Here is a 26,413-nt window from a genome sequence, read left to right on the forward strand (position 1 = left end):
GCCTTCGCCAAGGCTTCGGCGGACAAAAGCGGAGAGGCGCATCAATGCGCAGGCGCTAAACCACTACTTTCCCTCGCGCTCGACCTTGTCCTTTTCCTTCTGGTTCATCTCGCGAATCTTGGGATCGAGGTTGTGCTGCCCGGTGGTCTGGGTAGTGGAGGCGGGCGGGGCGTTGGCGTTGGGCAGCGAATTCTGGTCGGGCCCGGTGGGCCGCGTGGCCGTGGTCGGCGGCGTCGTGCTGCTCTGAGCGAATGCGCCCGCGGCAGTCAAAAGAAAGGCGCCCGACAGCGAGACTGCGAGCGCCTTTGAGATGTTGGTCATCGATCTGCTCCTGTCAGATCGATGCAAACGGCGCGAGGCCGCTTCTGTTCCGCGGCTACGCCTCCAATTGCTTGCCGATCGGAAGCGAGCGGATGCGTTTTCCCGTCGCCGCGAAGATCGCGTTGATCAGGGCCGGCGCGAACGGGGGAACACCGGGCTCGCCGACGCCGCTCGGTGGCGTGTCGGGTCCGGGCGGCACGACGTAGACGTTGGTCACCACAGGCGAGTCGTCCATCCTGACGACCTGGAAGTCGTCAAAATTCTTCTGCTGCACCTTGCCGTCCTTGAAGGTGATCTCGCCGTATTTGGCAAGGCTCAGCCCCATGATCGCCGCGCCCTCGATCTGCGAAGCGATGCGCTCGGGGTTGACGTAGGTGCCGCAATCGATCGCGGTGTCGACCCGCGGCACCGTCAGCTTGCCCTTGTCGTCGACGGTCACCTCGACGATGGTCGCGATGTAGCTGACGAAGCTGCGGTGCACGGCGATGCCGAGACCGTGGCCCTTCGGCACCTTTCGGCCCCATTCACCCTTCTCGGCGACCAGTTCGACCACCTTGCGCAGGCGCGCGGTATCGATCGGGTAGCTGTCCTGGGGCTCGCCGTAATTCCAGAGGTCCTTCACGTTGGGCTTGACGATGCGAGGCGAGCCGATCAGCTCGAGCAGCATGTCCTTCTGGTCGCGCCCTGTTGCCTGCGCGATCTCGCCGACCATCGACTGGACGGCGAAGGCGCGCGGGATGTTCGAGACCGAGCGGAACCAGCCGATGCGGGTGAACGCCGCGGCTTCCGGGTTCTCACAAGAGATGTTCGCGATCTCGAACGGCATATCGACCAGGCCCATGCCGATCTCGAACGGCGCCTGATGCACCGTGCCGGCGGCAAAGGTCGAGGCGATGCTGGGAGCCACGCTGCGGTGGCGCCAGGCGATCACCTTGCCGCTCTTGTCGAGGCCGGCCTCGATCCGTTCGACCGAGACGGTGTGCAGGAAGCCGTTGTGGATGTCGTCCTCCCGCGTCCATTGCACCTTCACCGGCGCGCCGAGCTCTTTCGAGAGCAGCGCGGCTTCGAGCGCAAAGTCGCATTTCGACTTGCGTCCGAACCCGCCGCCGAGCAGGGTCACGTTGACGGTGACGTTGGCCTCGGGAATGTCGAGCGTCTTGGCGACGTCCTCGCGGGTGCCGCCGGGGCTTTGCACCGGCGCCCAGATCTCCGCCTTGTCGCCCTTGACGTCCGCGACCGCCACCGGCGGCTCCATGGAGACATGGGCGAGGTGCGGGAGGTAGTACTCGCCGACGATCACCTTGTCGGCGCTCTTCAAGGCAGCGTCCGCATCGCCCTCCTTGCGCAGCACGAGGCCGGGTTTGCGCGAGGCTTCCTCGAGCTCCTTGCGGTAGGCGACCGAGTCGTATTTGCCGTTGGGGCCGTCGTCCCAGACCAGCTTCAAGGCGTCGCGGCCCTTGATCGCCGCGCCGGTGTTGCGCGCGATCACCGCAACGCCCCCGAGCGGCTGGAACTTCGACGGCCATGGCCAGCCGCGAACCTGCATCACCTTCTCGACGCCGGGGATCTTCAAGGCCTCTTCCGGCTCGAACTTGACCAGCTTGCCGCCGGTCACCGGCGGGCGGGCGATCACGGCATATTTCATGCCCGGCAGCCGCACGTCGGCTCCATAGCGCGCCTTGCCGGTGGTGATGTCATGGAGATCGACGATGCCGATCTGGCCCTTGCCGAGATAGCGGAAGTTCTTGGGGTCCTTCAGCTTGAGGCCCTCGATGCTCGGCACCGATTCCTTTGCGGCGTCGGCAGCAAGCTCGCCGAAGCCGAGCTTGCGCCCGCTGGCGCTGTGCACGACCTCGTGGTTGACCGCCTTGACCTCGGTCGCCGGCACGCCCCAGCGCTTGGCTGCGGCCTGCTCCAGCATGGTGCGGGCGGAGGCGCCGATCTGGCGCATCGGAATCAGATAATGCCGCGTGCTGCGCGAGCCGTCGGTGTCCTGGTTGCCGAATTTGACCTCGTCGCCATGGGCCTGCTGCACCTTGACCCTGGACCAGTCGGCCTCCATCTCCTCGGCCACGATCAGCGGCAGGCTGGTGCGCACGCCGGTGCCCATTTCCGAACGGTGCCCGACGATGGTGACGATGCCATCCGCGCCTACCGAAACGAACACGCGCGGATCGACCACGACGCCATGCGGCATCTTGCCGGCGCCGGTCTCATAGGCGAGCGCCTGGCGCGACATCACGGGGGCGGCGAGCACGAAGCCGCCGGTGACGCCGAGCCCCTTCAGGATGCTTCGGCGCGTGACCTTCTCGACCTTGATGTGCTTTTCGAAGCCGCGCAGCTTGCCGGGATTGTCGATGAAGTTCATGTCACACCCCCGTCGATGCGAGATGGACGGCGTTCTCGATGCGCTGGTAGCAGCCGCAGCGGCAGATGTTGCCGGCCATCCCTTCGCGGATCTGGTCGTGCGAGGGTTTCGGGTTATCCATCAGGAGGGCCGCAGCCTGCATGATCTGGCCGGCCTGGCAGAAGCCGCATTGGGGCACGTTGAGCTGGCGCCACGCCTTCTGCACCGGGTGATCGCCATTCGGATGCAGACCCTCGATCGTGGTGACCTCGCGACCGGCGACATCGTTGACGGACGTGATGCAGGCGCGCACCGCTTGCTTGTCGACGATGACCGTGCAGGCGCCGCACAGCGCCTGGCCGCAGCCGTATTTGGTGCCGGTCAGTCCGGCCTCGTCACGCAGGAACCAGAGTAGCGGGAGATCCGGGTCGCCGTCCCAGCTCTGTTCCTGGCCGTTGATCTTCACCTTGATCATGATCGTGCCTCGCTCTTCATAAGCATGCCAAATTCAAAATTCCGCCGCCGGTCGGCGACGGTTCGTGCGTCGTCTCGCCACGTCCCGCCGTGGTCCCGCGCGGGCAAATCCCGGAGGGAGGCAGGAACGCGGATGGCGATGTCTGGATGTGCTCGATACCTCCCGTTTTCTTCTTGATTGATTGTCTTCGCGCGGCATCGTGACGGCGCGACCCTAGCAGAGATCGCTCCGACCCGGCGTTCACAGCCGGGTGTTCTCACCGGGAAAAGATTGCATCGACGGTTTGTCAAAAGCAGGGCGCGTCATCCCGCCGCCTGCTCATCGAATGGGCGCAACGAAAAAAGCTTCGTCCGCCAGCAAGACCGAACGGACGAAGCAGTAGGCCTCAGTCGAGGGAGGGAGAACGCAGGACACCGCGAACTTCAAGCAGGAAGCGGACGGTCCTGCGCAGTCATTCAGAGACCAGGACTGAGGAGCCGATGGCCCTTACTCACGCGTGGTGCAGAAGCGGCGGCATTGCGCCGCGGGTCCGGTCGGCTCGCTGGCGGCGACGGGCGCCAGCGAGCCGCAGATGGTGTGGCCGAGGTCTGGCGGCCGGCCAGCTCGGGCAGCCCTCTCAGGCGGCCTTGGCCTTCGCCACATGGGTTGCGATCGCGTCCATCAGGGCCGGCGACAGGCAGTCATAGGGCTCGAGGCCGATCTCCTTCAGCCGCGAACGGATGCCGGCCATCTGCTCGGGCTTCACGCCCGATTCGATCACGGAGGAGACGAAGGCGGCGAATTGCGGCGCCTGCGAGCCCTGCTCCTGGAACAGTTCGGGATGGATGAAATCGAGGCCGTAGAACGGATGGTTCTTGTTCTCGATCCGGCCGTACATGTGCGTGCCGCAGGCCCTGCAGGCGTAGCGCTGGATCACCGCCGAGGGATCGACGATCTGGAGCTTGTCGCCGTTCTCGAGCACGGTGACGTTCTGGCGCGGCACCACGGCGACGACGGAGAAGGTCGCGCCCTGCGGCTTCCAGCATTTGGTGCAGCCGCAGGCGTGGTTGTGGGCGACGTCGCCCTTGACGCTGACCTTCACCGGGTGGTCGCTGCATTTGCAGACCAGCGTGCCGCCGGCGAAGCTGCCGCTGCCTTGCTTGATGCCGTTGTCGATCGAGGGATGGAGTGCAACAGTCATGGTCGATCCTCCTTGGTGTGACGTTTTCGAGCTAGAACACGACGACTGAACGGATGGATTTGCCCTCGTGCATGAGGTCAAAGCCCTTGTTGATCTCCTCGAGCTTGAGCACGTGGGTGATCATCGGATCGATCTGGATCTTTCCGTTCATGTACCAGTCGACGATCTTCGGCACGTCGGTGCGCCCGCGCGCGCCGCCGAAGGCCGTGCCGCGCCAGTTGCGGCCGGTGACGAGCTGGAACGGGCGGGTGGCGATCTCCTTGCCGGCCTCGGCGACTCCGATGATGATCGAGGTGCCCCAGCCGCGATGGCAGGCTTCCAGTGCCTGGCGCATCACGGTGGTGTTGCCGGTGCAGTCGAAGGTGTAGTCGGCGCCGCCATCGGTGAGGCCGACGAGGTGCTGAACGATGTCACCGGTGATCTTCTTCGGGTTGACGAAGTCGGTCATGCCGAACCTGCGACCCCATTCCTCCTTGGAATCGTTGATGTCGACGCCGATGATCTTGTCGGCGCCGGCCATCTTGGCGCCCTGGACGACGTTGAGGCCGATGCCGCCGAGGCCGAACACGACCACGTTGGAGCCCGGCGTGACCTTGGCGGTATTGACGACGGCGCCGACGCCGGTAGTGACGCCGCAACCGATGTAGCAGCTCTTGTCGAACGGCGCGTCCTCGCGGATCTTGGCAACGGCGATCTCGGGCAGCACGGTGAAGTTCGAGAAGGTCGAGCAGCCCATATAGTGGTAGATCGGCTTGCCCTTGTAGGAGAAGCGGCTGGTGCCGTCGGGCATCACGCCCTTGCCCTGCGTCGCGCGGATCGCGGTGCAGAGATTGGTCTTCTGGCTGAGGCAGCTTTTGCACTGCCGGCATTCCGGCGTGTAGAGCGGGATGACGTGATCGCCCGGTTTCACCGAGGTCACGCCCGGGCCGATCTCGCGGATGATGCCGGCCCCCTCATGTCCCAGGATCGACGGGAAGATTCCCTCGCTGTCGAAGCCGTCGAGCGTGTAGGCGTCGGTATGGCAGATGCCCGTCGCCTTGATCTCGACCAGGACTTCGCCGGCCTTCGGGCCTTCCAGATCGACCTCGACGATCTCGAGCGGCTTCTTGGCTTCGAAAGCAACGGCGGCACGTGTCTTCATCGGTAGCTCCTCAAATTCGCATCAGACGCCAAGAAGTAGTCTTGGCAGCCTTCGTAACGTTCATTTCTTGCCCATGCAGGCGTCTTCAGCCTTGGTGTAGGCCTCCGTCTTCTCCTCCTTTTTCGAAGGACGCTGCCGGCCCCAGGCTTCGGTGGAGCGCGCGCGGAGATAGACATAGAGGTCGTCCATGTAGCAGGCGACGTTCGGGTTGTCGCCGAACGCCGGCATGACGTTCTCCTGCGCGGTCGAGATGTTCTTGCGGCCAGAGGCGACCACGCCGAGGAAGTCGCCGTAGCTCATCGACTTGACGGAATCCTTCAGCGCCGGCGCGTAGGTCGATCCCATGCCGTCGGGGCCGTGGCACACGTGACAGTCCGAGTGATAGCGGCGGTATCCGGAATAGGTGAACCAGTCCACGGTGCCGTCGGCCGAAATCTTGTAGGTGGGATTGCCCTCCTTATCGAGCCACTTTCCGTCGTCTTCCTTCTTCACGGCAGCCGGATCGCCCGGACCGTCCGCGACCGCAATTCCTCCGGACGCAACCAAGATCGTCGCAGCAATGACAAAGCAGATTTTACGCAAGAGTTTTTCCCTCGGCCGGCATTCGGTGGAGACGAGCCGGCGCGTGGAGCGATCCACGCGCCGGAGCGATGCTGACGGATTTAGTTCGGCAGCGAGAACACGGTCAGCGTACCGCCGAGCGCCGTGTAATTGCTGAGGGCGGCGTAGCCGCCGACGGCACCGAGGCCTGCGGTCGGATCGGTCAGGCCTGCCGCCAGACCGATGCCGGCCCAGCCACCCACGCCGGAGAGCACGGCAACGTACTGCTTGCCGTTGTTCTCATAGGTGGTGACGTTGCCGATGATGCCGGAGGGAGTCTTGAACTTGTAGAGCTCCTTGCCGGACTTGGCATCGACCGCCTTCAGGTAGCCTTCGAGCGTGCCGTAGAACACCACGCCGCCGGCGGTTGCGAGCGCACCCGACCAGACCGAGAACTGCTCCTTGTTCGACCAGACGATCTTGCCGGTCTTGCCGTCCCAGGCGATGAAGTTGCCCATGTGGCTTTCACCCTGCGGCGGATACATCGAGAGCGTCGCACCCACATAGGGCTGGCCCGCGGTGTAGCTCACCTTGAACGGCTCGTAGTCCATGCAGACGTGGTTGGTCGGAACGTAGAACAGCTGCGTGTCCGGCGAGTAGGCTGCCGGCTGCTCGTCCTTGGTACCGAGCGCGGCCGGGCAGATGCCCTTCACGTTGACGTCCTCGCCGGCCTTGTCGGTCGAGGCCGCGTCGAGCACCTTCGGCCGGCCGTAGGTCGGCGAGTTCTTGTCCATGTCGACGCCGGAGGTCCAGTTCACCTTCGGATCGTATTTTTCGGCGACCAGCAGCTCGCCGTTCTCGCGATCCATCGTGTAGGCGAGGCCGTTGCGGTCGAAATGGGTCAGGAGCTTGCGCGGCTGGCCGTTGATCTGCTGATCCGTGAGGATCATCTCGTTGACGCCGTCATAGTCCCACTCGTCGTGGGGCGTCATCTGGTAGACCCACTTGGCCATGCCGGAGTCCGCATCGCGCGCGAAGATGGTCATCGACCATTTGTTGTCGCCCGGACGCTGCTTCGGATTCCAGGTCGAGGGATTGCCCGAGCCGTAATAGACCATGTTCAAAGCGGGATCGTAGGAGATCCAGCCCCAGGTGCAGCCGCCGCCGATCTTCCACTGATCGCCCTGCCAGGTCTTCAGGCTGGAGTCGGCTCCGACCGGCTTGCCGAGCGCGGTGGTCTTGGCCGGATCGAACTTGATCTGGTCATCCGGGCCTTCGGAATAGGCGCGCCAGACCTGCTTGCCGCTCTTGAGGTCGTATGCGGTGACGTGGCACTGCACGCCGAACTCGCCGCCGGAGATGCCGACCAGGACCTTGTCCTTGACGACCAGCGCGGCCGACGTGCCGGTCTCGCCCTTCGCAGGATTGCCGTTGGTCGCCGACCAGGCCACCTGGCCGGTCTTGGCGTCGAGTGCGACGAGGTTGGTGTCGGCCTGATGCAGGATGATCTTGCCGTCGCCGTAGGACAGGCCGCGGTTGACGGTGTCGCAGCACATCACGGGGATGACGTTGGGATCCTGCTTCGGCTCGTACTTCCAGATGATCTTGTTCTCGTTGGAAAGGTCAATGGCGTAGACCTTGTTCGGGAATGGCGTGTGGACGTACATGACGTTGCCGATGATCAGCGGGCCGCCTTCATGGCCGCGCAGCACGCCGGTCGAGAACGTCCAGGCGACCTGAAGCTTGCCGACGTTCTGAGCGTTGATCTGGTTCAGCTTGGAATAGCGGGTGTTCGCATAGTCGCCCGCCGGCATCACCCAGTCCTTGGGATTCTGCGACATCTTGATCAGCTCGTCATTGGCTGAGGCGCTGCCGACGGCGAGAGCCGCCGCGGAGCCGAGATAGGTCGCCAGTAGCACCTTGCGCATAGGTTATTCCTCCGTTGGTCTCGTTTATTGTTTCCGAAGCATTGCTCAATCACCGGGCTTCTCGTCCGGCGTCTGCTCGTGCAGGGCGGTCACGTTGGGACCAGAAACGATGCTGTGCTGTTTCCTCCTCCTGATGAGAGCCACGGGTCCACGTGCAGGAGCGGCCCGTTCTTGTTGTTCCTGCCGCAATCCCTAACGGCTTCGCCATCGGGAAACTTGCCCAAGAGAGAAGGCGGTTTGCTCGACAGCGCACGGAGGTGAAGATTTTGATTTTGCAGTAGCGAATTCAGCGGCTTCGGTGCGTCCTTGAGACCGCCTCCGCGCTCAGGTTCCCCTTGACGGCGCTGCAACTAAGGCGGAGGATTAAGTTTCAAGAGTGGCAATGGAACGATGGCGCTCGTTGCAAGAGACCGCTCAAATGCGAGGTAAACGTCACGCAATCACGGCTGAGGGCTCCGGCAGCGCTGGTTGCGATTCGCGCCGAATCTCCGGATCAAATCAGTGGCTGGATTAATGTCCGACACCATTCACACGCTCTCGACGACCGGAATGACGCCGAAGCGGCAGATCCAGAGCTGGATCGACGGGCTCACGAGCCTGTGCGGGCATTTCGACGTCGATCCGCTGGAGGCGTCCTCGCTCGAAGGTCGCATCGATTACACCACGGTCTCGCGCCTGAAGCTCTGCCAGATCGAGGTCAGTCAGCATCGCATCGCGCACACGCTGGCGCGCGCCAAGGCCAATGAACACCCGTACATAAAAATCCACTTCCAGACCTACGGCGTGTCTTATTTCGAACAAGAAGGCCGGCACATCGAGATCAACCCCGGCGACATCATCGCCTATGACGTCTCCTGTCCGCATTCGATCATCAGTCCCGCCTTTACCCGTCATGACGTGGTGATCGTGCCGAAGGCGCTGCTGCGCGACCGCGGATTCCCGTCGCAGCGGATGCCGGCCTGCAAATTGACCGCGAAGACGGGGACCGGGCGGATCGCCCACGATTTCGTCCATGCCGCCTTCGACGAGGCGGCAAAGCTGTCGGCCAACAGCGCGGTCGGCGTCGCCGATTCGCTGATCGACCTGTTGCTGCTGCCGCTGCGCGAGGCCGACACGATGTTCGATCGTGTCGGGCCCGAAGCGATGTATGTGCGCGCGCAGTTCTTCATCCGCGAACACTTGCGCGACCCGGATTTGTGCATCGACCAGATCTCGGCCGAGCTCGGTTGCTCCAAGCGCTATCTGCACATGCTGTTCTCCGAGCGCGGCACCACGGTGAGCGACTACATCTGGCAGGCGCGGCTGCAGAACTGCCGCCAGGAGCTCGAGGCCCACGCCGGCAAGACCATCACCGACGTCGCCTTCTCCTGGGGGTTCTCCAGCTCATCGCATTTCAGCCGGGTGTTCCGAAAATACTTCGGCGTGGTGCCGTCCTCGATCCACAAGGCCCAGCAGGGCGCGGCGAGCTCGGGCGAGCATTAGACGTTCTCAAGCGAATGCTCCACGCGAACGCTCGCATGGTGTCGCGCCTGTCAGGCCGGCATGGCGACATAGGGAATGCCGGCCACGAGCGCGACCAGCAGCACCGCGTTCCCCAGCATTCCGCTCCAATGCAGCCGGCGTAACCGACGCGCGGCCTCGGCGTCACCGGCGTCCCGCGCGCTGAGCTGGTCGTCGACCCGTTGCATGAACCAGGGGCGGCCCCAGATCGCCAGGGCCGTGATCATGCCGACGCCGAAGGCGGCAAGCAGGCGGCCGTCGAGCAGCAGCGCCACCGTTCCAATGGCGCCGGCGACGCGCATCACCAGAAAATGGGCGTTGAACATTCCGCGCAGCAGCTGAGCGACGGGTTGAATATCGAGCCTCACCAGCAGGAAAGCGGGCGATGCCAGCGTGAAATAGCCCATCGGAAACAGCAGGATGATCATAACGGCGACGGCGACTGCATCCGGTGTCATGCGATCGACCTTCCTTGTCCGCAGAGGCGCACAATCATAGCGGGAAAATGCGCCTCCGACACTAGGCTTTGGTCGGACTCCGGTCGGGGAGGGAGCAGCCGGCGTGCTGGCCATGTCTCCAAGTTCAGGCCGGCTCGAGGCCGAGCGCCTGCGCGCTCTCGATCCAGATCGGCAGCTCGCGCTGGTACAGCGCGTTTGTTTCCTTGAATCCGATCGCGGGTTCGAGCACGAAGGTCGCGAGAACCTCCTTCACCTTCGGATCGTTGTTGGCGGCGACGCAGAGCTCGGCGATGCGATCGACCACCGGCTGCGGCGTCGCCTTGGGCACAACCCAGCCGGTGAACCCGCTCACGGTGAAGAATTTCGACGTCGCGCCCTGTTCCGGCAGCGTCTTGACGTTCGGGATCGCGTCGACCTTCTTCGAATGCACGGCGAACACCGTGCCGCGGTCGCTTTGCAGCACCGACTGCGCGGCCGTGTAGCTGCCCATCGCGGCATCGAGGGTGCCTTCCAGCATTCCCGTCCACATCGGCGCCTCGCCGCGGTAGTGCACCGGCTCGATGTTGAGGCCGTATTGCTTGTTGAGCTCGTTGATCGTCATGTGCGGGGCCGAGCCCGCGCTGTAGGTGCCGAAGTTCACCTTGCCGCTCTTGCGCGCGAAGGCGACGAAATCCTCCAGCGTCTTGACCCCGGTCTTGGGGTTCGCGACCAGCAACAGGCCCGCGCCCGGAATGACGCTGACGAGTGTCAGATCCTTGTCCATGTCGTAGCCGGGATTCTTCATCACCACCCGGTTCATGATGTAGGTGGTCGAAATCGAGCACAGGATGGTGTGGCCGTCGGGTTCGGCGCGGGCGACCTCCGCCGTGCCGATCGCGCCGGCGGCGCCGGGCTTGTTCTCGATGACGACGGTCTTGCCGACCTGCTTGGAGATGAACTCGCCATAGGCGCGCGCGAGCAGGTCGGTCTGGCCGCCGGCCGGATAGCTGCAAACCATGCGAATCTGCCGCGCCGGCCAGCTGCCTTGCGCGGAGGCGCCGCGCGAAACGAAAGGCATTGCGAATGCGCTGGTGCCGGCGGCGATGAAGTGGCGGCGATCGAGCTTGGCGGACATGATTCTCTCCCGGATTTTTGCCGAACCTACTGCATCAGGCCGTCGCTGCCATGCGCCGCAGGCGAGACAGATTGGCGCATTCGATTGGCTTGCGCGGTGCCTATTCGCTGATCACCCGGAGGTTCGTGCCTTCCGTATCAGCCGCGGCCAAACGATCTCCGTCAGGGCTACTGCGATAAGACCGAACGTGCCGCCGATCAGCACGTTGACAATGCGCTCCTCGGCGATCCCGCTGGCGCCGCCGGCAAAGGACGCCGCCAGCGCGATAAAGAAGCAGCGCAGGCCGAAGCCGACGACATAGCGGGAGAACGAGATCAGCGTGAGGGTGGCCGCGAGAACCGCCACTGCGTAGCCGATGCGGCTTTGCGGCAGGGCAAGGCCTGTGACAAAGCCCAGCGGCACGCCAACAAAAGCGCCGATCGCGCGCTGCTTCAGCTTGTCGGTGGAAGCGGCGAGATCGCCGACGACGACGCTTGCAGCCGACCACATCACCCATTGCCCCTGCGCGAGGTTGAGGATCTCGACCAGCGCTGCTGATGCGAACACCGCCATGGCGGTCGCGAGCGCGGGCAGAAACCACTCGGCGGCGGCTGGCCCGAACGAAGCCGCTCCGGTGCCGCCGCGCCGCCGCTGGTCATAGATCTGGATGGCACAGACCAGCGCCAGCGCGACCGGAGAGGAGACGATGATGACGCCGGCGTGGCGTAGCGCCTCGGACGGACTGAGACCCTCCCGCACCTCGCAGGCGAGATAGACGGCGGGGATGAACACCCAATTGCCGAGTGTGCGGAAATGCTCGCCATGGCGCGTCCCCGCCACCGCAAGGAAGCCGGCGAGCGCCGTCAGCGCTACGAAGAGCGGCTTGATCGGAGCGGCCAGAAACAGCGCGGCAAAGGTGACGAGAATGGCTAGGTAGTGCCACGCAACGATTTTTGGCGCCAGACGCAGCCGCAGCGCCGGAATGAGCAACGAAACCGCGACCAGTCCGAGATTGAGCAACGCCGTTTCGCGCGCGATGAAATAGGCGGCGACGATCGGGCCGACGACGATCAGCGCGCGCAAGAGCTCGCGGGTCTTGATCTCGCGGGCGAGGAGGTCGCGCAGATTGCTGGCGATGGCCGGGGAATTCACGGGGCACCGATGGCGAATGAAATGCGAGCATCATACGGTTCGGGCCGCCACTAGGCGAGTCGATGCCGTCGGACTCCCGCAAGAGGTACGCTGCCGCTACTCCACACTCCGTCATTGCGAGCGCAGCGAAGCAATCCAGAATCTTTCCGTGGAGGGACTCTGGATTGCTTCGCTGCGCTCGCAACGACGGTGTTGATGTAGCTATGCATGCTCCAAAACTGAGGATGCAGCCGGGCACGAAAGCCCTTACCGTCACCGCTGGATGATCTTCGTCCAGACATCGCCGAGGATGGCGGGCTCGCGCGGCGGCAGATAGGTGAGGCCGGCCTGCTTGCCGAATTCTCCGATCCTGCCCGAAGCCGTGAGCTCCGTCAGCGCCTTGTTGACGGCCTCGATCAGCGCGCCGTCGCTGGCGAGCCCGACATAGCCGCGATTGGCGCCGATCGGGTAATAGTAGCCGGACGCCGTGATCGCCGTGTCCGGGTGTGCGGCGCGATGCGCGTCGAAGCGGGCAAGATCGATCAGCGTCGCGTCATGGTCGCCGCGCTCGAGGGCGCCGAGGAGATCGTCGCGGCCGGGGACGAGGTGGGTGATATTGTCGATCAGGCGCCCCTTGTCGAAGGTCATCAGGATCGCGTCGCCGAGCGATCCGCTTTCGATGACGAGACGAAGGCCGGCGAGATCGCCGATGTCGCCGACCTTGCGCCGCTGCGCCTTCGGCCCCAGCACCACCGTCATCGGCGAATAGATGTAGGGCTGGCTCGGCGCGAGCACGCCGAGCGGGACGCGACGTCGCCGATCGTCGCGCGTGGCTCCGGCGAAATCCGGCAAGCGCGCCGTCTTCATGCCGGGGGCGACGAGCGAATCCTGCGTCAGCGCGTAGCCGCCGACGAGCGAGCAGCGCCCGTCCGAGAGCAGCGCGTTGGCCTCGAGCGGCGGGCTCGAATCCTCGTCCAGCTTGCTCTCGAACCACTGGATCTTCAGCGGGCGTCCCAGCCGCTCGGCGATCGCCTGCGCCAGCAGCACGTCGAAGCCGGCATCCGGCTTGCCGCGGTGATGCACCGAGAGCGGCGGCCGGTCCTCGTCGAGACAGACCTTCAGGGGATCGTCGGCCGCCAGAGCGGCCGACGCCATCGTGGACAGAAAAGCTGCCACGCTCCAGGCAACACGCCGGCTCCTCATGGCTTTCTCCGGCTGGAGACGAAGGCCCAGAGGTTGCCGATCTCGTCGTCGCTGAGAATGTCGCCCCAGGGCGGCATCTTGTTGTTCTTGCCGTTCTTCACGGTGGTCACGAAGCGCGTCTTGTCGTCTGGGATGGCGCGCAGGTCCGGCGTGATGGTGCCGGAGTTCATCAGGTTGGGGCCGTGGCAGTGCGAGCATTTCTCGGCATAGGTCGACTTGCCGTGGTCGATCTGCGCCTGCAAGGGATTGCCGGTTGCGTCATCCGCGGCGCGGACGGTCGCCGCAAGCGCGACCGTCATCGCCGCGACGGTGGCGATCGTCGCCACCGTCTTGTGTGATACGTCGATCAGCATCGTGCCGTGGTTACTGCTTGACCGCAAAGACCCACAGCGAGCCGCCGGGCGGCACGTTGGCAAGCCGCTCGTCGCCGGAGAACAACGAGTAGACGCCGCCATAACCGCTGGTCACCGCGACGTATTGCACGCCGTCCTGTTGCCAGGTCACCGGCTGTCCCTCGATGCCGGACCCGGTCTGGAACTGCCAGAGCTTCTTGCCGGTGTCGGCGTCGAAGGCCTCGAACTCGCCGGTCAGCTGACCCGAGAACACGACGCCCCCGGCGGTCGACAGCACGCCCGAGAAGCGCGGAATGTCGCTCGGCGCCTCCCACTTGGCCTTGCCGGTCATGGGGTCGATGGCCTTGAGGTAGCCGCGCGGACCATCGTCGAACTGCCAGGGATCGGACAGGTCCATGCCGAGATACCATTCACCCTGCTTGAAGGTGACGGGCTCCGCCTTGTACTTGCCGCCGAAATTGAGCGTGTTGGCATAGGCGAGGCCGGTCTGCGGATTGAACGACATCGGCTCCCAATTCTTGCCGCCGAGGATCGACGGATAGACCGTGACCTTCTTGCCCTCGCGCGCGTCCTTGGAAACGTCGGTCTCGATCGGACGTCCGGTCTTCATGTCGATGCCGGTCGCCCAATTCACCTTCACGTAAGGATTGGCGGCGAGCAGCTTCCCGTTGGTGCGGTCGAGCACGTAGAAGAAGCCGTTGCGGTTGGCATTCATCAGCGCCTTGGTCGGCTTGCCCTCGACATTCACGTCGGCGAGCACCATCTCGGCCACGGCGTCGTAGTCGAACGGGTTGTTCGGCGAGAATTGGTAATGCCATTTGATCTTGCCGGTCTTGGGATCCATCGCCAGCACGGAGCAGGTGTAGAGATTGTCGCCCGGGCGCACCGCTGAGTTGAACGGGCCGGGATTGCCGATGCCCCAATACACCGTGTTCAGTTCGACGTCATAAGAACCCGTGATCCAGGTCGAGCCGCCGCCGAGCTTCCAGGTGTCGCCCTTCCAGGTATCGCCGCCGGGCTCGTCCGGCGTGGGGATCGAGTGGGTCCGCCAGAGGTGCTTGCCCGTTGCCGGATCCCAGCCGTCGATGAAGCCCCTTGTGCCGAATTCGGCCCCGGAGATGCCGGTGATGACGACGCCGTCGGCAACGAGCGGGGCCACCGTCATCGAATAGCCTTCCTTGATGTCGGCCGCCTTCTGCCGCCACAGCTCCTTGCCGTTCTTGGCGTCGAGCGCGATCACGTGGGCGTCGAGCGTGGTGCGGAACACCTTGCCGTCGAAGAGCGCGGCGCCGCGGTTGATGATGCCGCAGCAGACGGTGCGCGGGGTCTCGGCGGGGTACTCGACCTTGGTCTTCCAGATCTGCTTGCCGGTCTTGGCATCGACCGCCATCGTCGCGTTGTGCGAGGTCACGTAGATCACGCCCTGGTACACCAGCGGCTGCGATTCCTCGCTGCGGTCGTCGTTGAATGAATAGTTCCAGACCGGGACGAGGTTCTTGACGGTGTCCTTGTTGATCTGCTTCAGCGACGAGAAGCGCTGCAGATTGTAGCCCATCCCGTAATTGAGAACGTTCGATGTGTCGGTCGCACCCTTGACGAGCTGCTCGGTGGTTTGTGCATTTGCACAGGTTGACGCAAGCATGACGAGGCCCGCGGCCATCGCAAAGCGTTTCATCCGTTCCTCCCAATATGCGCGCCTTTTGACGCTGCGACTGCAACACTCCGTCGGAAACCAAAACGCGTCAATACGAAAGTCGTACGTGGCCTGCCGATATCGTTGGCGGTCACCTGACGGAAACCTGACAAAGACAACTCGAACTTGTGCGCAGACGCTGAGAAATTCCGCGACGCGAAGGTTGTGGCGCGCGCAAGTTGCAGGTCGGGACTTGAACCGAGGTCGGCTTGTGGATTTATGTCGGCTCTGCCCCCATCGATCCGGGGGCTCTAGGTCAGGGAGGTCTCGATGATTTCGGCTCGCTCAATTGCCCTTGCACTTGTGATTGCACTGTCCGCCGGTCCGGCTTGGTCGGCCTCCGCCAATGCGGTCAAGATGTTCGACACCGACAATGACGGCACGCTTGATCTTCCCGAGGTGAAGAAGGCCGCCGCCGCCACGTTCGCAAAGCTCGATCCCGATCATGACGGTACGCTCGATGCACGCGAATTGCGTGGACGGTTGAGCGCGAAAGAACTCGCCGCCGCCGATCCTGACCGCGACGGGACCCTCACCCTCGACGAATATTTGTCGGTGGTCGAGCAGCGCTTCAACGCAGCGAATCCCGACAAGGACGGAACGCTGGACGCGAAGGAGCTGAACTCGCGCGCCGGTCGCGCGCTCGTGCGATTGCTCCGGTGAACGCCGCGATGGAACGGACATGACGGGCGCAATGTTTGCGACCATTCCGGTCTGACGCTCGGGAACATCGGGCTGCTCGGCCTGTTTCTCCGGATGTCCTGCCGTCGCCGGGGCTGCGCGGCGGGAGAAGAGGAGATGCAGATGAACACGAAGCGTTCCATTCTTGCTGCCTGCGCAATCCTGACGCTGAGCGCCGGGATTGCGGTCGCCGGCCCGTGCAACACCGGCAGCGCCAGCACTGACAAGGATGCGGGTTCTGGTCCAGTCACCGTGGGCTCCGCACAATCGCACACGTCCGGCTCGGCGAGCGATACCAGCCAGCATCCGCCGACCAGCACGATGAATCGTGCCAGCGGTGAATCGCCGGCATCGTCGGAGGATGCACAGCGGCAAATGCAGAGCGAGCCGACGGCGGCTCAGCGCGCCGCAGGCGCCAAGCCGAATGCGGAAATGGCCGACAAGGGCTGCTGACGACACCCTTGTCGATTCGACGCGCGGTGCGTTGCACAAGGCAGTGTCTCGCTGGTCGTGCTTGACCAAGAGGGAACTTGCTTTGTCCGAGAGAGAAATGTGGCCGCGAAGAATCGGCACAGACGCGCTCGGCAGACGAATCGAGGCTTGAACTGCCCTTGAGGCAGCCCTAGGTTTTTCGCCGCGCGATGTCGCGCTCAATACCTTGGGAGACCCGAATGGCTTGGAAAGCTCCGAAGATCGTGGAAGTGCCGGTCGGCATGGAGATCAACATGTACGCCTGCGCTTCGCGCAAGTAAGACCGACGACCTGCTGCGGCTTCGATGGCGAACGCCGTCGTCGCCGTGGCAGTGTCGGATCACCGCCTCGCCGTGCTCTGTGCTTTGCGGATCGACACCAAGCCGCCTGTGCAGGAGCTTCAATTCTCTTCCGCAAAATCTCGACCATGCTCCGCGGCAGTGTGTTACGCTGGTGCTCGGTCAGCGCTGCTGCCGCATCAGAGCGGAGCGCGCCTTTGGGGCACGGCATGGGCGGCAGAGCCTGCAAGTTCTGGTTGGTGATCGCGTGCGCGATCGTGCTGGCGCCGGCACGCACCAGCGCCGAGGAAGGCTTTGATACCGAGCACATCTTCGGCTTCATGATCGGCACCGATGTCGGCAATGTCGGCGAGCGCGAATTCCAGAGCCAGACGACGGGGCGCTTCGGCAAAGGCGGGGTGGCCTATCGCGCCCTCGCGCAGGAGCTCGAGATCGAGGTGGTGCCGCTGCCGAATTTTCGTATCGAAGTCGGCGGCACCGCCAGCTTGCACGACATCACCGGCGTCCCTGATATCGACGATCGCCGCCAGTTCAACTTCCAGGGCGTCTCGCTCGACCTGCGCTATCGCCTGCTCAACCGCGAGCGTGCGCCATTCGGCCTCACGATTGCGGCCGAGCTCCACGGCGACCGCATCGACGAGACCAGCGGCGCGAAAGGGCGGATGTACGGCACCGAATTCACGCTCGCTTTCGACCGCGAACTGATCCCGAACTTCGCCATCGGCGCCCTCAACCTGATCTACCAGCCGGAATGGGCGCGGTTCGAGATTGGAGGGGCTTCCGAGAAGAGCTCGACGATCGGCGCCGCGTTCGCCGGCCTGGTGCGGGTGCGGCCCAATGTGCTGCTCGGCGGCGAGATGCGCTACTTCCGGCAATATGAGGGCATCGGCCTCGGCGAGTTCTCGGGCCAGGCCCTGTTTGTCGGCCCCACCGCCTATTTCCAGCTCTCCGAGCGCTCCCGGCTCACCATGAGCTGGAGCATGCAGGCCTGGGGGCGCCCAGCCGGCTCAGGCGGCAATCTCGATCTCGTCAATTTCGAGCGGCATCAGGCGCGATTGGTGTTCGGCGTGAACTTCTAGCGCAGAAGGTCGTCATGCCCGGGCTCGTCCCGCCTGCGCGCCGAAGCCGCTTCGGCGAGGCGAAGGCCCGGGCATCGACGTTCTTTGTTCCACGAGGCAAGGCGTGGATGGCCGGGACAAGCCCGGCCATGATGAGGCTTCGGCGCTTTGAAACTTCCCCCTCCTTGGGGCGTAGCTCCATGTGCTAATCTCTGCATCGCCCGTTGCGAGAGGATCCCGGCATGAACCCGATTGACCTGGTGGTGACTGTGTGTGCGGTGCTCTCGCCTGCGACCTGCGAAGAGCAGCATCTGGTGTTCAACTATTCCGGATCGCCCCGCCAATGCGTCATGGCCGCGCCGCCCTATATCGCGCAATGGATCGGCGAGCATCCGAAATGGCAGGCCGTGCGGTGGCGCTGCGAATATCCGCACCCGAACGACAAGGCGTGAGCTGCAAGAATCGATTCAAGCGCTACTTGCTGCAGTCCTTCAAATCCTTGTCGGCAATCGAGAACACCGCGTCGGCCTTGATCTCGATGTCGCGGACGATGCACTGCCGTGCATTGGGATAGCTGACCTTGGCGTCGTAGCGGCCGGGCTCGATGCCGGTGATGCGCAGCCGCTCGTCGTGGTCGACCTCCTTGTCCTTGTCGTTCAGGCACTGGTTCGGACCCCAGTCGGTCCTGCCAGCGGGTGAGAGCTGGAAGCCGGAGATCGTCTCCGTCGTGAGATTCCAGAGCCTTATGCCCTTGCTCTTGGTCTGCGCGGCGGCTTCGCCGGCAAGCGTCAACAACGCGATCAAAGCAAGAACCCCACGCATCAGCCAGTCCTCCCAAAGGGCGCCGTCATTCCCTGATCAGGCGCTCGCGGTTCTTTGCCTTGTCGAAATTCTTGGCGCGGTCAAGGCCGTTCGGTGCGATCAGCTTCGCCGAGACGAGGTCGGCGCCGTCGAAATCGGCGTCGATGACGATGGCACCGGTCAGATCGGCTCCGCCGAGTTGGGCGTTTTTCAGTGATGCGCCGCTCAGATCGGCGCTCCTGAGGACTGCGAATTCGAGGTCGACGCGCGACAAATCGGCGTTGCGCGCGTTCAGCCGTTCCAGCTTGGCGGATCTCAGCACCGCGCGCATCAGCCCCATCGACTGGTTGCGCATATCGGCGCCAAGATGCGCGTCCGCGATCGAGGCGCCGACCAGGCTGGCGCCGGTGAGGTCGGCAGCGATGCGCGCTCCTGACAGGTTCGCGCCGTCGAGACGCGCGCGGGCCATTTGCGAGGCGAACAGATTGGCGCCCTTCAGGCTTGCGCCGGTAAGATCCGCATCCAGCAGCCACGCCTGATCGAGGATCGCACCGTCCAGCCTGGCGTCTCGAAGTATCGTCTTGTTGAGCCGCGCGGCGCGGAGAACCGTGTTGGACAGGTCCAGCCCGGAGAGATCGAGACCCGACAGGCGTTTGCCGGTGAAATCGGCAGGCTGCTTTGGGCTCGCTTTGGCCAACATGGCCTCGACCTCCGGCCTCGTCATTTCAGCCGAGACCATCGCGGGGGAGGTGAGGTCGACGCCACGCATCATGTCCTGCGCGCCCGCCGTCATCGCAACCAATGCGAGGCTAAGCGCTGCAAGACCAAGCGTTGCGAAGGCGACTGTCCGTGTCATCATCAGCTCCGCCGCCGGCCTAATCTAGCACGTCCGCCAGGCGAGCGGCTATGAGGCATCTCGCTCAGTGCGGTCGCCTTGAGTTCGTTGGGCGACGCTGGCCTTGATCGCCGCAATCTCGGCCTCGCCGCGTGTGCCGCGCGGGATGCCGATAGGCACCTCGGCCACGATCCGCGCCGGTCGCGGCGACAGGAAGAACAGCCGGTCGCCCAGGCGCACTGCATCGTCCAGGCTGTGTGTCACCAAAAGCGTCATCACTGGCCGGCTCGCGACGAGCGTTGCAATCTCATCGCGCAGCCGTCCGGCGAGAGCGTCATCGAGCGATGCCAGCGGTTCGTCGAGCACGAGAATATCCGGCTCGACGGCAAAGGCGCGGGCGAGCGCCACGCGCCTGGCCAAACCCAACGAGAGTTCACCGGGATAATGGTTGCGATGCGCTTCCAGCTCCAGGATTTTGAACAGCTCGGCGAGCTTGGCATCGGCGACACCGGGTGCAGCCAGCCTTACATTCTGCTCGACCGAGCGCCACGGCAGCAGGCGCGGCTCCTGGAACACCATGCCGATCCGCGCCTGCGGCGGTCGCGCGACGTGGCCTGCAAAGTCGTGGTCCAGTCCGAGGATGATGCGCAGCATCGTGCTCTTGCCGCAGCCGGACGGGCCGATCAGCACGCCGACCTCACCGGATTGCAGCGCGAATTTGACCGGTGCCAGCACCTCGTGCGTTCCGCCCGCGGCACTCCGGAAGGTCTTGCCCGTGATGTCGACCTCAAGCCGCACGGGGCCGCCACCTGTTTGCGCGGGCTTCGAACGGCTGCACCAGCAAGGTTTCGATGACGAGTACGACGGCGGCGAATGTCAGGGAATAGGCCAGCAGCCGCGGCGTGTCGAACAGCTGGAAGGCGACGCCGATCTCGAAGCCGACGCCGTTGGGCCGTCCCAGCAGCTCGGCGACCAGCACGATCTTCCACACCAGCGACAGGCCGGAGCGGGCAGAGGCCGCGATATAGGGCGCAAGCTGCGGCAGCACGACGTGGCGGAAGGCGCGCCAGCGCGGCATCGCGAACACGCTCGCCATCTCGTCGAGCGAACGGTCGAGTGCGCGCGTGCCCTCGCGCAAGGTGACGATGGCGGTCGGCAGCTTGTTGATGGCGATCGCCGCGATCGCGGCGGCCTCGGTGAGGCCAGCCCAGATATAGGCCAGCACGATCACGACCAATGCGGGCAGGTTGAGCAGCAGGATCAGCCAGGGATCGCCGAGCCGGTCGGCGAGCTTGACCCGGCCCATCAAATAGCCGATCGCGCTGCCGAGCGACATTGCCAGGGTGAAGGCGAGCGCGACGCGCGCCAGCGTGGCGCCGAGATGCAGGAACAACGCGCCGCTCGATGCTTCCGCTATCATCACCTGAAGCACCGCCGGCGGGGAGGGCAGCTTTGCGCCGCCGACGAGGAGCGCGGCAATCCACCAGATCGCGAGGAACAGGGCGAACGAGAGCAGGCGCAGCACCTCAGTCTCCGGGGACCGCGTGATAGAAGGTGCCGGGGTCGAGCTCGGCTGCGGGGCCGACGAGCTCGCGTCCGCCGATCTCGGCCAGCACGCGGTACAGCACGCGCGCGTCCGTTTCCTCATCATCGATGCTCCGGCGCGGAATGCCGTCGCGGTAGCGGTCGCGGTAGGTCTTGAGCAGGGCAGGATCGGTCGTGCCGGTGAGCGGCGCGACCTTGTCCCAGGCCGCATCCGAGGTCGTCAGCAGCTCCTTGGCCTTGCGGGTCATCGCGATGAACCGCGCGACCGCCTCCTTATGGCTCGCGGCCCAGCTCTCGTCGAAGACATAGCCGACTGCGGCGACCGCGCCTTTGGCGCCCAGCTTCGGCAAGATCTCCTCGATCCCGGCGAGGCGGCGAAAACCCTTGGCTTCGAGCTGGGCGCAGAAATTCCAGAAGTTGAGGCTCGCATCCATCTCGCCGTCCAGCGACTTGGCGGCGATCAAGGGCGGGGCGCCGTAGACGATGGTTGCGTCCGACTTCAGGTCGATGCCGTCCTGCTTCATGCGCGCCTGCAGCAGCAGCCAGCTCTTGTCGATCGCCCCGCCGGCGACCGCGAGCTTGCGGCCCTTGAGGTCGGCAAGCGTCTTGATCGGCGAATTGGCCGGCACCATCACGGCGCCGAGCGCACTGGAATAGGGATAGAAGGCGAGCTTGGCACCCAGCGCGCGCTCGCGTGACACCCACAGCCAGTCCGACAGGATGATGTCGGCGCTGCCGGCGCGCATCGCGATCTTGCCGGCCTCGGTGCTCGCGAGCTCGGTGACCTCCAGCGACAGGCCGGCCTCCTTGTCGAGGCCGGCGCTGCGGATCGCGGCCAGCTCCCACGAGAATGTTCCGGTCTTCTGCACCGCAAGGCGGATCGTGTCCGCGGCGCCGGCCGGCGCGGCTAGCGCCAGCACCGTTGCGAGCGCCAATATTCGTGCCAAAACTCTCATCACCTTGTGAGCCGTTTCCTCTGACAGAGTGCTTTTCAGCACAATACGCATAGCATAGCTTGGCTCGCAACCAGCGGGAGGACGCGCATGAATCTGGCCGGACGGCTACGACCGATTGTCGCCGCATTGGCGGTATTGGCGGCGACCGCGTGCGTGGCGCGGGCCGAGGAGGCCAATGACTATCCGACGTCGGCGCGCGCGGAGTATGTCTATGGCTGCATGAAGGCCAATGGCGAGAGCCGGCAGTCCATCGAGCAATGTTCCTGCTCGATCGATGTGGTCGCCTCGATCATGCCCTACGCGCGCTATGTGACCGCAGAGACCGCGCTCAGCATGTCCCAGGTCCGTGGCAATCTCGGCGTGCAGTTTCGCACCTCGGAGCAGGCGAACTCGGCGGTCAACGATCTGCGCCGGGCGCAGGCGGAAGCCGAGGTGAGGTGCTTCTAGCTATTGCGGCATAGACGGTGCGATCTTCCTTCTCCCCTTGTGGGAGAAGGTGGCGCGAAGCGCCGGATGAGGGGTATGTCACCGCGCGCTCATCTGTGGAGACATACCCCTCACCCGTCTCGCTGCTTACGCAGCGAGCCACCCTCTCCCACAGGGGGGGAGGGTAAGAAAGTCTCACGTCCCCGGCTTTTCCACGTCCCATTCGTTGCGGAATACGTGGCCGTCCGTGTCCTTGGCCTCCGCGCGGAAACGCTTGGCGCCGTTGGAGACATAGGTGAAGCGCAGGTTGGGATCTTCCGAGATCGAGATGCCGCCTTCCATCGACAGCACGGGGCTGTCGTCCTGCGTCAGCTTGAGCTGGTTGATGAAGAAGGCGGGGATATAGAGCTGCGTGACCTGGTCCATCTGCAATCCGGAATTGTTGGGATGGCCGATCATGATCTGCGCTTCACGCAACCGGCTGGCCGGACCGTCCTCACGGGCGAATTGCCGGTAGCGCATCTGGCCGAGCCGGTTCTTGGCTTCTTCCACGTTCTTTGCTGCCGGGGCCGAGCAGCCGCCGGAGGCCTTCACATAGACTTTCGAGACGTAGAGCTGGCCGTCGCTGAGCTCGGCCACGGCGTGCACATCGGTGTAATTGTTGACGCGCACGCGGGTCGAGATTTCCGTGACGTTGGCGTCCGGACCGAGCTCGAACTTCGCTGCCATCGGTGCGGGTTGCGGTCGATCACCAGCGTGATCGAACGGATGCGGCGGCTATCTGCGGGCGACAGCTTGCTGCGCAGCGTCACCGGCACGATCGCGGCATCCTCGGCGCGATAGGGCATCTCGATGCCGATGACGGCGCTGCCGTCGTTCATCGGCCGGTTGCTGAAGATGTCCTGCACCAGGCCCGGCCAGGGATCGTAGGCCTCTTCCGCTTGCGTCGGCACGGCGAAGGCGATGCCGAGGAGCAGGGCGATCAGGGGCAGGCGGCGTGTGCATCCCGTCATGGTCATGCTCCTTGGATCAAGCGAAGCTGATCTCTGCCAGGGTAGCGCGCCCGCTACTCCCATTCAATTTCCGAAAATGCTGCAGTTGCGTTGCGGGCGTTGTAGTCCTCGAACAGCTGCCAGTGCGGCCGCTCTTCCGTGGCCGCCTTGTCCGCAGCGGCGCGGATCGGCGCGCCCTTCTTGTTCAGGGCGCGGACGTCGGACAGCAGCGTTGACAGGTAACGCCGTTGATCGCTCAGCGCCGCAGGCCAGTCGCTCACGGGGCCGTGACCGGGAACAACGCGCAGCGCCGGGATCGTCTCCAACTCCTTCAGCGTAGCGAGCCAGCCGCGAATGCTGCCGTCCATCACCGGAATGTGGCGGAGAAAGACGAGATCGCCGGCAAGCAGGGTCTTGGTGGTCTCGTCGAACACGGTCAGATCGTTGTCGCTGTGCCCGGCCGGCCATGCCCTCAGGGTCAAGCGGCGCGATCCGAGATCGAGCGTCAGCGTGTCCGTCACGAGCAGGGTCGGTGGCACGATCTTCACGGGATCGATCAACTCGGCGCCCATGATGCGTCTGAAATTGTCGAGATAGAACGGTCCGCGGCTCGCCAGCGCCTGCGGCAGCTTGCTGTGGCCGACGAAGCTGGCTCCCTCCGCCACGAAAGCAGCATTGCCGAAGACGTGGTCGGGATGGCCATGGGTGTTGATGACATAGCGGATCGGCTTCTGCGTGCGCGCGCGCACCGCCGCCAGCAGCGCCTCGCCTTCGCGCAGGCTGCCGCCGGTGTCGATCACGGCCACCGCGTCATCTCCCACGATGAAGCCGACATTGGCGATGTCGCCCTCATTCTCGCGGCTCATCAGCGCGATGGTCCCGGAGTGTAGGAAGATTCCCGGCGCGACTTCGCTCACAGGCAATTCGGCCGCTCCGGCGCGTGCTAGCGTCGCTACTACCAGGGACAAGGCTGCGATCACGAGAGCGATGCGAGACACTTTTCCGCCTCAGTTCAAAGGATCGGCCTCATTGCACTGCAACAAAGCAAAGCCAGCAAAAGTTGGCACACGTGGCGCGTCAGGCGTTGCATGGATAACATTCAAACAAAACGAGGAGGAAGCGCGATGACGCAGGCCGGACGACATCGTCGCTGGTGGTTTTCACTCTGCATCGTGATCGCATCCTGTGCGTTCGGCGATATCGCCTTCGCGCAGACCAACGAGACCGGCGATCTCTCGTTCGAGCTGGTTGACCCGAAGGTGCTGCGCGTCTGCGCCGACCCGCGCAACCTGCCTTTCTCCAACGAGAAGGGCGAGGGGTTCGAGAACAAGCTCGCCGAGTTCCTGGCGGACAAGCTGCAGAAGAAGCTCGACTACGTCTTCTTTCCGCAAGCGACCGGTTTCGTGCGGATGACGCTGGGCGCACATCGCTGCGACGTCATCATGGGCTTCCCGCAGGGCGACGACCTCGTGCAGGGCACCAATCCCTATTACCGCACGACCTATGCGCTGGTCGCGAAGACCGGCAGCGGGCTCGAGGACGTCGACACGCTGGAGGACGCACGCCTGAAGGGCAAGCATATCGGCATCGTCGCCGGCACGCCGCCGGCGACGAATATGGCGTTGGCAGGCCTGATGGGCGACGCCAAACCCTATCCGCTGATGATCGACACGCGCTTCGACAATTCGGCGCAGGCGATGATCGAGGACCTCACTGCCGGCAAGATCGACGCCGGCGTGCTCTGGGGACCGATGGCCGGCTATTATGCGAAGAAGGCCGGCGCCTCGCTGCACGTCACGCCGCTGGTGAAGGAGACCACCGGGCCGAAGCTGGTCTATCGCATCGGCATGGGCGTGCGTCCCGCCGACCAGAGCTGGAAGCGGCAGCTCAACCGGGTCATCCAGGAGAACCAGGGCGAGATCAACAAGATCCTGCTCGATTTCGGCGTGCCGCTGCTGGACGAGAGCAATCGGCCGCTCGGCGCGGAGACGGCCAAGAAGGCGCCATGAGCCGGCCGCTTGCCGCGGCGTTCGTCGTTGCCCTGCTCGTGGTCCCGGCGTTGGCGCAGCAGCAGGAGCCGTTCGAGCCCGGGGGCTATCGCACCGACAATTATCGCGCACCGGTGCCGGCGACGCTCGCTGGCGCGCGCGTGCTCACGACCGGAGAGGCGGAGGCGATCTGGCGCGCGAGCAGCGGCGCTTTCGTCGATGTGATGCCGCGCCCGCCGAAGCCGAAGAACCTGCCTGCGGGCACGGTGTGGCTTGATGCGCCGCGCAGGAACATTCCGGGCAGCCTCTGGCTGCCGGACACCGGCTACGGCAATCTGCCGCGCGCCATGGACGATTATCTCCAGCGTGGCCTTGCGCGCGCCTCGCGCGGCGACAAGGCCGCGCTGCTGGTGATCTATTGCCTCGCCGATTGCTGGATGTCCTGGAACGCAGCCAGGCGCGCATTGGCTTACGGCTATTCCAACATCGCCTGGTATCCCGACGGCACCGACGGCTGGGAGGGAGCAAAACTTCCGACCGAGGAAGCGCAGCCGGAACCGCGCCCGGACCAGTAACGGTTGGGCGAAGTGCTCTGCCTGTCCCTGCAAGCGGGAGACGAAAGACGGTGTTACGGCTTCTGCTTCTGCAACTTCGTCAACGTGCCCGTACCGTTGGTCTCGGTCGCAGAATAGCTCACCCTGTCGCCGGCATGGACGGCGTCCAGCATCGCGGCATCCTTGGCCTTGTACTCCTGCAGCGCGCCGGCGCTGCCGGTGCTGGCGCCGACCGTGCCCTTCTGCGTCTGCTGGATCGAGATCGTGCCGTTGAGCCGATCGATCCGCGTGATCATCCCGGTCATGTCGTCAGCGAAGGCGCTGGTTGCGAGCATGCCGAGGACCGCGGCGCCCGCGAACATGAATCTTGTGGTTCCCATCGAGGCCTCCCGACGTCTGGAGTTCACTTCGACAAGCCATCATAAATCGATTTGGTTCCGGCAG

The 26,413-nt window shown here is 64.5% G+C and carries 29 protein-coding genes and 1 pseudogene; 9 read left to right on the top strand and 21 right to left on the bottom strand.

Annotation, left to right across the window (positions count from 1 at the left end):
• Nucleotides 1-63: 63 nt before the first annotated feature.
• The 7 genes from ACNJYA_RS11740 to xoxF5 all read right to left on the bottom strand — a co-directional run bounded on the left by ACNJYA_RS11740 (nucleotide 64) and on the right by xoxF5 (nucleotide 7,932).
• Nucleotides 64-321, bottom strand: a complete 258-nt coding sequence (locus ACNJYA_RS11740; RefSeq protein ID WP_212255257.1) for a hypothetical protein — start codon at nucleotides 319-321, stop codon at nucleotides 64-66.
• Nucleotides 322-376: 55 nt separating this feature from the next.
• A complete protein-coding gene (locus tag ACNJYA_RS11745) occupies nucleotides 377-2,689 on the bottom strand; it encodes a xanthine dehydrogenase family protein molybdopterin-binding subunit (protein WP_212255258.1) in 2,313 nt (770 codons plus the stop codon).
• 1 nt (nucleotide 2,690) lies between these two features.
• The gene (locus ACNJYA_RS11750) at nucleotides 2,691-3,143 is read right to left on the bottom strand and encodes a (2Fe-2S)-binding protein (RefSeq protein WP_025037743.1); all 453 of its coding nucleotides are present in this window, start codon (nucleotides 3,141-3,143) and stop codon (nucleotides 2,691-2,693) included.
• A gap of 616 nt (nucleotides 3,144-3,759) precedes the next feature.
• Nucleotides 3,760-4,323 carry an S-(hydroxymethyl)glutathione synthase gene (gene gfa / locus ACNJYA_RS11755; protein ID WP_212255259.1) on the bottom strand — a complete coding sequence of 188 codons (564 nt, stop codon included), beginning with the start codon at nucleotides 4,321-4,323 and terminating at the stop codon, nucleotides 3,760-3,762.
• Between the two features lie 31 nt (nucleotides 4,324-4,354).
• On the bottom strand, nucleotides 4,355-5,464 hold the full coding sequence (locus ACNJYA_RS11760; protein ID WP_439402945.1) for an S-(hydroxymethyl)glutathione dehydrogenase/class III alcohol dehydrogenase: 1,110 nt from the start codon (nucleotides 5,462-5,464) through the stop codon (nucleotides 4,355-4,357).
• Nucleotides 5,465-5,524: 60 nt separating this feature from the next.
• The gene (locus ACNJYA_RS11765; RefSeq protein ID WP_172785585.1) at nucleotides 5,525-6,046 is read right to left on the bottom strand and encodes a c-type cytochrome, methanol metabolism-related; all 522 of its coding nucleotides are present in this window, start codon (nucleotides 6,044-6,046) and stop codon (nucleotides 5,525-5,527) included.
• An 80-nt stretch (nucleotides 6,047-6,126) separates the two neighbouring features.
• Nucleotides 6,127-7,932: a lanthanide-dependent methanol dehydrogenase XoxF5 gene (xoxF5, locus tag ACNJYA_RS11770; protein ID WP_212255260.1), complete on the bottom strand. Its 1,806-nt coding sequence runs from the start codon at nucleotides 7,930-7,932 to the stop codon at nucleotides 6,127-6,129.
• 513 nt (nucleotides 7,933-8,445) lie between these two features.
• On the opposite strand from xoxF5, the gene ACNJYA_RS11775 reads away from it, so the two are divergent.
• Nucleotides 8,446-9,414 carry a helix-turn-helix domain-containing protein gene (locus ACNJYA_RS11775; RefSeq protein WP_172785583.1) on the top strand — a complete coding sequence of 323 codons (969 nt, stop codon included), beginning with the start codon at nucleotides 8,446-8,448 and terminating at the stop codon, nucleotides 9,412-9,414.
• Nucleotides 9,415-9,464: 50 nt separating this feature from the next.
• Here the strand turns inward: ACNJYA_RS11775 and ACNJYA_RS11780 are convergent, their stop codons facing one another.
• From ACNJYA_RS11780 to ACNJYA_RS11805, 6 genes are all read right to left on the bottom strand, one after another.
• Nucleotides 9,465-9,890, bottom strand: coding sequence for a hypothetical protein (locus ACNJYA_RS11780; protein WP_439402946.1), 426 nt, complete (start codon nucleotides 9,888-9,890; stop codon nucleotides 9,465-9,467).
• Nucleotides 9,891-10,014: 124 nt separating this feature from the next.
• Entirely contained in the window at nucleotides 10,015-11,004 is a 990-nt protein-coding gene (locus tag ACNJYA_RS11785; RefSeq protein ID WP_212255264.1) for a Bug family tripartite tricarboxylate transporter substrate binding protein, read from the bottom strand.
• 111 nt (nucleotides 11,005-11,115) lie between these two features.
• Entirely contained in the window at nucleotides 11,116-12,135 is a 1,020-nt protein-coding gene (locus ACNJYA_RS11790; protein ID WP_439366458.1) for an FUSC family protein, read from the bottom strand.
• 252 nt (nucleotides 12,136-12,387) lie between these two features.
• The gene (locus tag ACNJYA_RS11795) at nucleotides 12,388-13,317 is read right to left on the bottom strand and encodes a substrate-binding periplasmic protein (RefSeq protein ID WP_439402947.1); all 930 of its coding nucleotides are present in this window, start codon (nucleotides 13,315-13,317) and stop codon (nucleotides 12,388-12,390) included.
• On the bottom strand, nucleotides 13,314-13,670 hold the full coding sequence (locus ACNJYA_RS11800) for a c-type cytochrome (protein ID WP_172785578.1): 357 nt from the start codon (nucleotides 13,668-13,670) through the stop codon (nucleotides 13,314-13,316). Before ACNJYA_RS11800 ends, ACNJYA_RS11795 begins: the two co-directional genes overlap by 4 nt.
• Before the next feature lie 10 nt (nucleotides 13,671-13,680).
• A complete protein-coding gene (locus ACNJYA_RS11805; RefSeq protein ID WP_439402948.1) occupies nucleotides 13,681-15,345 on the bottom strand; it encodes a methanol/ethanol family PQQ-dependent dehydrogenase in 1,665 nt (554 codons plus the stop codon).
• Between the two features lie 288 nt (nucleotides 15,346-15,633).
• Here ACNJYA_RS11805 and ACNJYA_RS11810 point away from each other — a divergent pair, with 288 nt between their 5' ends.
• The 5 genes from ACNJYA_RS11810 to ACNJYA_RS11830 all read left to right on the top strand — a co-directional run bounded on the left by ACNJYA_RS11810 (nucleotide 15,634) and on the right by ACNJYA_RS11830 (nucleotide 18,324).
• Nucleotides 15,634-16,026, top strand: a complete 393-nt coding sequence (locus tag ACNJYA_RS11810; protein ID WP_172785576.1) for a calcium-binding protein — start codon at nucleotides 15,634-15,636, stop codon at nucleotides 16,024-16,026.
• 141 nt (nucleotides 16,027-16,167) lie between these two features.
• Entirely contained in the window at nucleotides 16,168-16,497 is a 330-nt protein-coding gene (locus ACNJYA_RS11815; RefSeq protein WP_246570752.1) for a hypothetical protein, read from the top strand.
• A 218-nt stretch (nucleotides 16,498-16,715) separates the two neighbouring features.
• Entirely contained in the window at nucleotides 16,716-16,796 is an 81-nt protein-coding gene (gene pqqA, locus ACNJYA_RS11820) for a pyrroloquinoline quinone precursor peptide PqqA (protein ID WP_008562446.1), read from the top strand.
• Nucleotides 16,797-17,023: 227 nt separating this feature from the next.
• Nucleotides 17,024-17,893: a hypothetical protein gene (locus tag ACNJYA_RS11825; RefSeq protein WP_439402949.1), complete on the top strand. Its 870-nt coding sequence runs from the start codon at nucleotides 17,024-17,026 to the stop codon at nucleotides 17,891-17,893.
• Between the two features lie 221 nt (nucleotides 17,894-18,114).
• Entirely contained in the window at nucleotides 18,115-18,324 is a 210-nt protein-coding gene (locus ACNJYA_RS11830; RefSeq protein ID WP_172785573.1) for a hypothetical protein, read from the top strand.
• 22 nt (nucleotides 18,325-18,346) lie between these two features.
• Here the strand turns inward: ACNJYA_RS11830 and ACNJYA_RS11835 are convergent, their stop codons facing one another.
• Genes ACNJYA_RS11835 through ACNJYA_RS11855 form a run of 5 tightly spaced genes read right to left on the bottom strand, consistent with a single transcriptional unit; the run spans nucleotide 18,347 to nucleotide 22,009 of the window.
• Nucleotides 18,347-18,694 (bottom strand): hypothetical protein, encoded by a 348-nt coding sequence (locus ACNJYA_RS11835; protein WP_172785572.1) that lies wholly within the window; start codon nucleotides 18,692-18,694, stop codon nucleotides 18,347-18,349.
• 25 nt (nucleotides 18,695-18,719) lie between these two features.
• Nucleotides 18,720-19,529, bottom strand: a complete 810-nt coding sequence (locus tag ACNJYA_RS11840; protein ID WP_439402950.1) for a pentapeptide repeat-containing protein — start codon at nucleotides 19,527-19,529, stop codon at nucleotides 18,720-18,722.
• Nucleotides 19,530-19,577: 48 nt separating this feature from the next.
• Nucleotides 19,578-20,306 (bottom strand): ABC transporter ATP-binding protein, encoded by a 729-nt coding sequence (locus tag ACNJYA_RS11845; protein WP_439402951.1) that lies wholly within the window; start codon nucleotides 20,304-20,306, stop codon nucleotides 19,578-19,580.
• Entirely contained in the window at nucleotides 20,296-21,033 is a 738-nt protein-coding gene (locus ACNJYA_RS11850) for an ABC transporter permease (protein WP_172785569.1), read from the bottom strand. Before ACNJYA_RS11850 ends, ACNJYA_RS11845 begins: the two co-directional genes overlap by 11 nt.
• 1 nt (nucleotide 21,034) lies before the next feature.
• On the bottom strand, nucleotides 21,035-22,009 hold the full coding sequence (locus ACNJYA_RS11855) for an ABC transporter substrate-binding protein (protein WP_439403434.1): 975 nt from the start codon (nucleotides 22,007-22,009) through the stop codon (nucleotides 21,035-21,037).
• Between the two features lie 87 nt (nucleotides 22,010-22,096).
• On the opposite strand from ACNJYA_RS11855, the gene ACNJYA_RS11860 reads away from it, so the two are divergent.
• Nucleotides 22,097-22,456: a hypothetical protein gene (locus tag ACNJYA_RS11860; protein WP_260380162.1), complete on the top strand. Its 360-nt coding sequence runs from the start codon at nucleotides 22,097-22,099 to the stop codon at nucleotides 22,454-22,456.
• Nucleotides 22,457-22,630: 174 nt separating this feature from the next.
• Here ACNJYA_RS11860 and ACNJYA_RS11865 read toward each other — a convergent pair.
• Nucleotides 22,631-23,448: pseudogene (locus ACNJYA_RS11865) on the bottom strand (quinoprotein dehydrogenase-associated SoxYZ-like carrier).
• Nucleotides 23,449-23,501: 53 nt separating this feature from the next.
• On the bottom strand, nucleotides 23,502-24,425 hold the full coding sequence (locus ACNJYA_RS11870) for a quinoprotein relay system zinc metallohydrolase 2 (protein WP_212255277.1): 924 nt from the start codon (nucleotides 24,423-24,425) through the stop codon (nucleotides 23,502-23,504).
• A gap of 126 nt (nucleotides 24,426-24,551) precedes the next feature.
• Here ACNJYA_RS11870 and ACNJYA_RS11875 point away from each other — a divergent pair, with 126 nt between their 5' ends.
• Both ACNJYA_RS11875 and ACNJYA_RS11880 read left to right on the top strand, forming a co-directional pair.
• Nucleotides 24,552-25,436: a substrate-binding domain-containing protein gene (locus tag ACNJYA_RS11875; RefSeq protein ID WP_439402952.1), complete on the top strand. Its 885-nt coding sequence runs from the start codon at nucleotides 24,552-24,554 to the stop codon at nucleotides 25,434-25,436.
• A complete protein-coding gene (locus ACNJYA_RS11880) occupies nucleotides 25,433-25,990 on the top strand; it encodes a PQQ-dependent catabolism-associated CXXCW motif protein (protein ID WP_439402953.1) in 558 nt (185 codons plus the stop codon). Before ACNJYA_RS11875 ends, ACNJYA_RS11880 begins: the two co-directional genes overlap by 4 nt.
• A gap of 53 nt (nucleotides 25,991-26,043) precedes the next feature.
• Here the strand turns inward: ACNJYA_RS11880 and ACNJYA_RS11885 are convergent, their stop codons facing one another.
• Entirely contained in the window at nucleotides 26,044-26,349 is a 306-nt protein-coding gene (locus ACNJYA_RS11885; RefSeq protein WP_172785563.1) for a copper-binding protein, read from the bottom strand.
• Nucleotides 26,350-26,413: the final 64 nt, after the last annotated feature.

Source organism: Bradyrhizobium sp. BLXBL-01 (assembly GCF_051853025.1).
GTDB lineage: Bacteria > Pseudomonadota > Alphaproteobacteria > Rhizobiales > Xanthobacteraceae > Bradyrhizobium.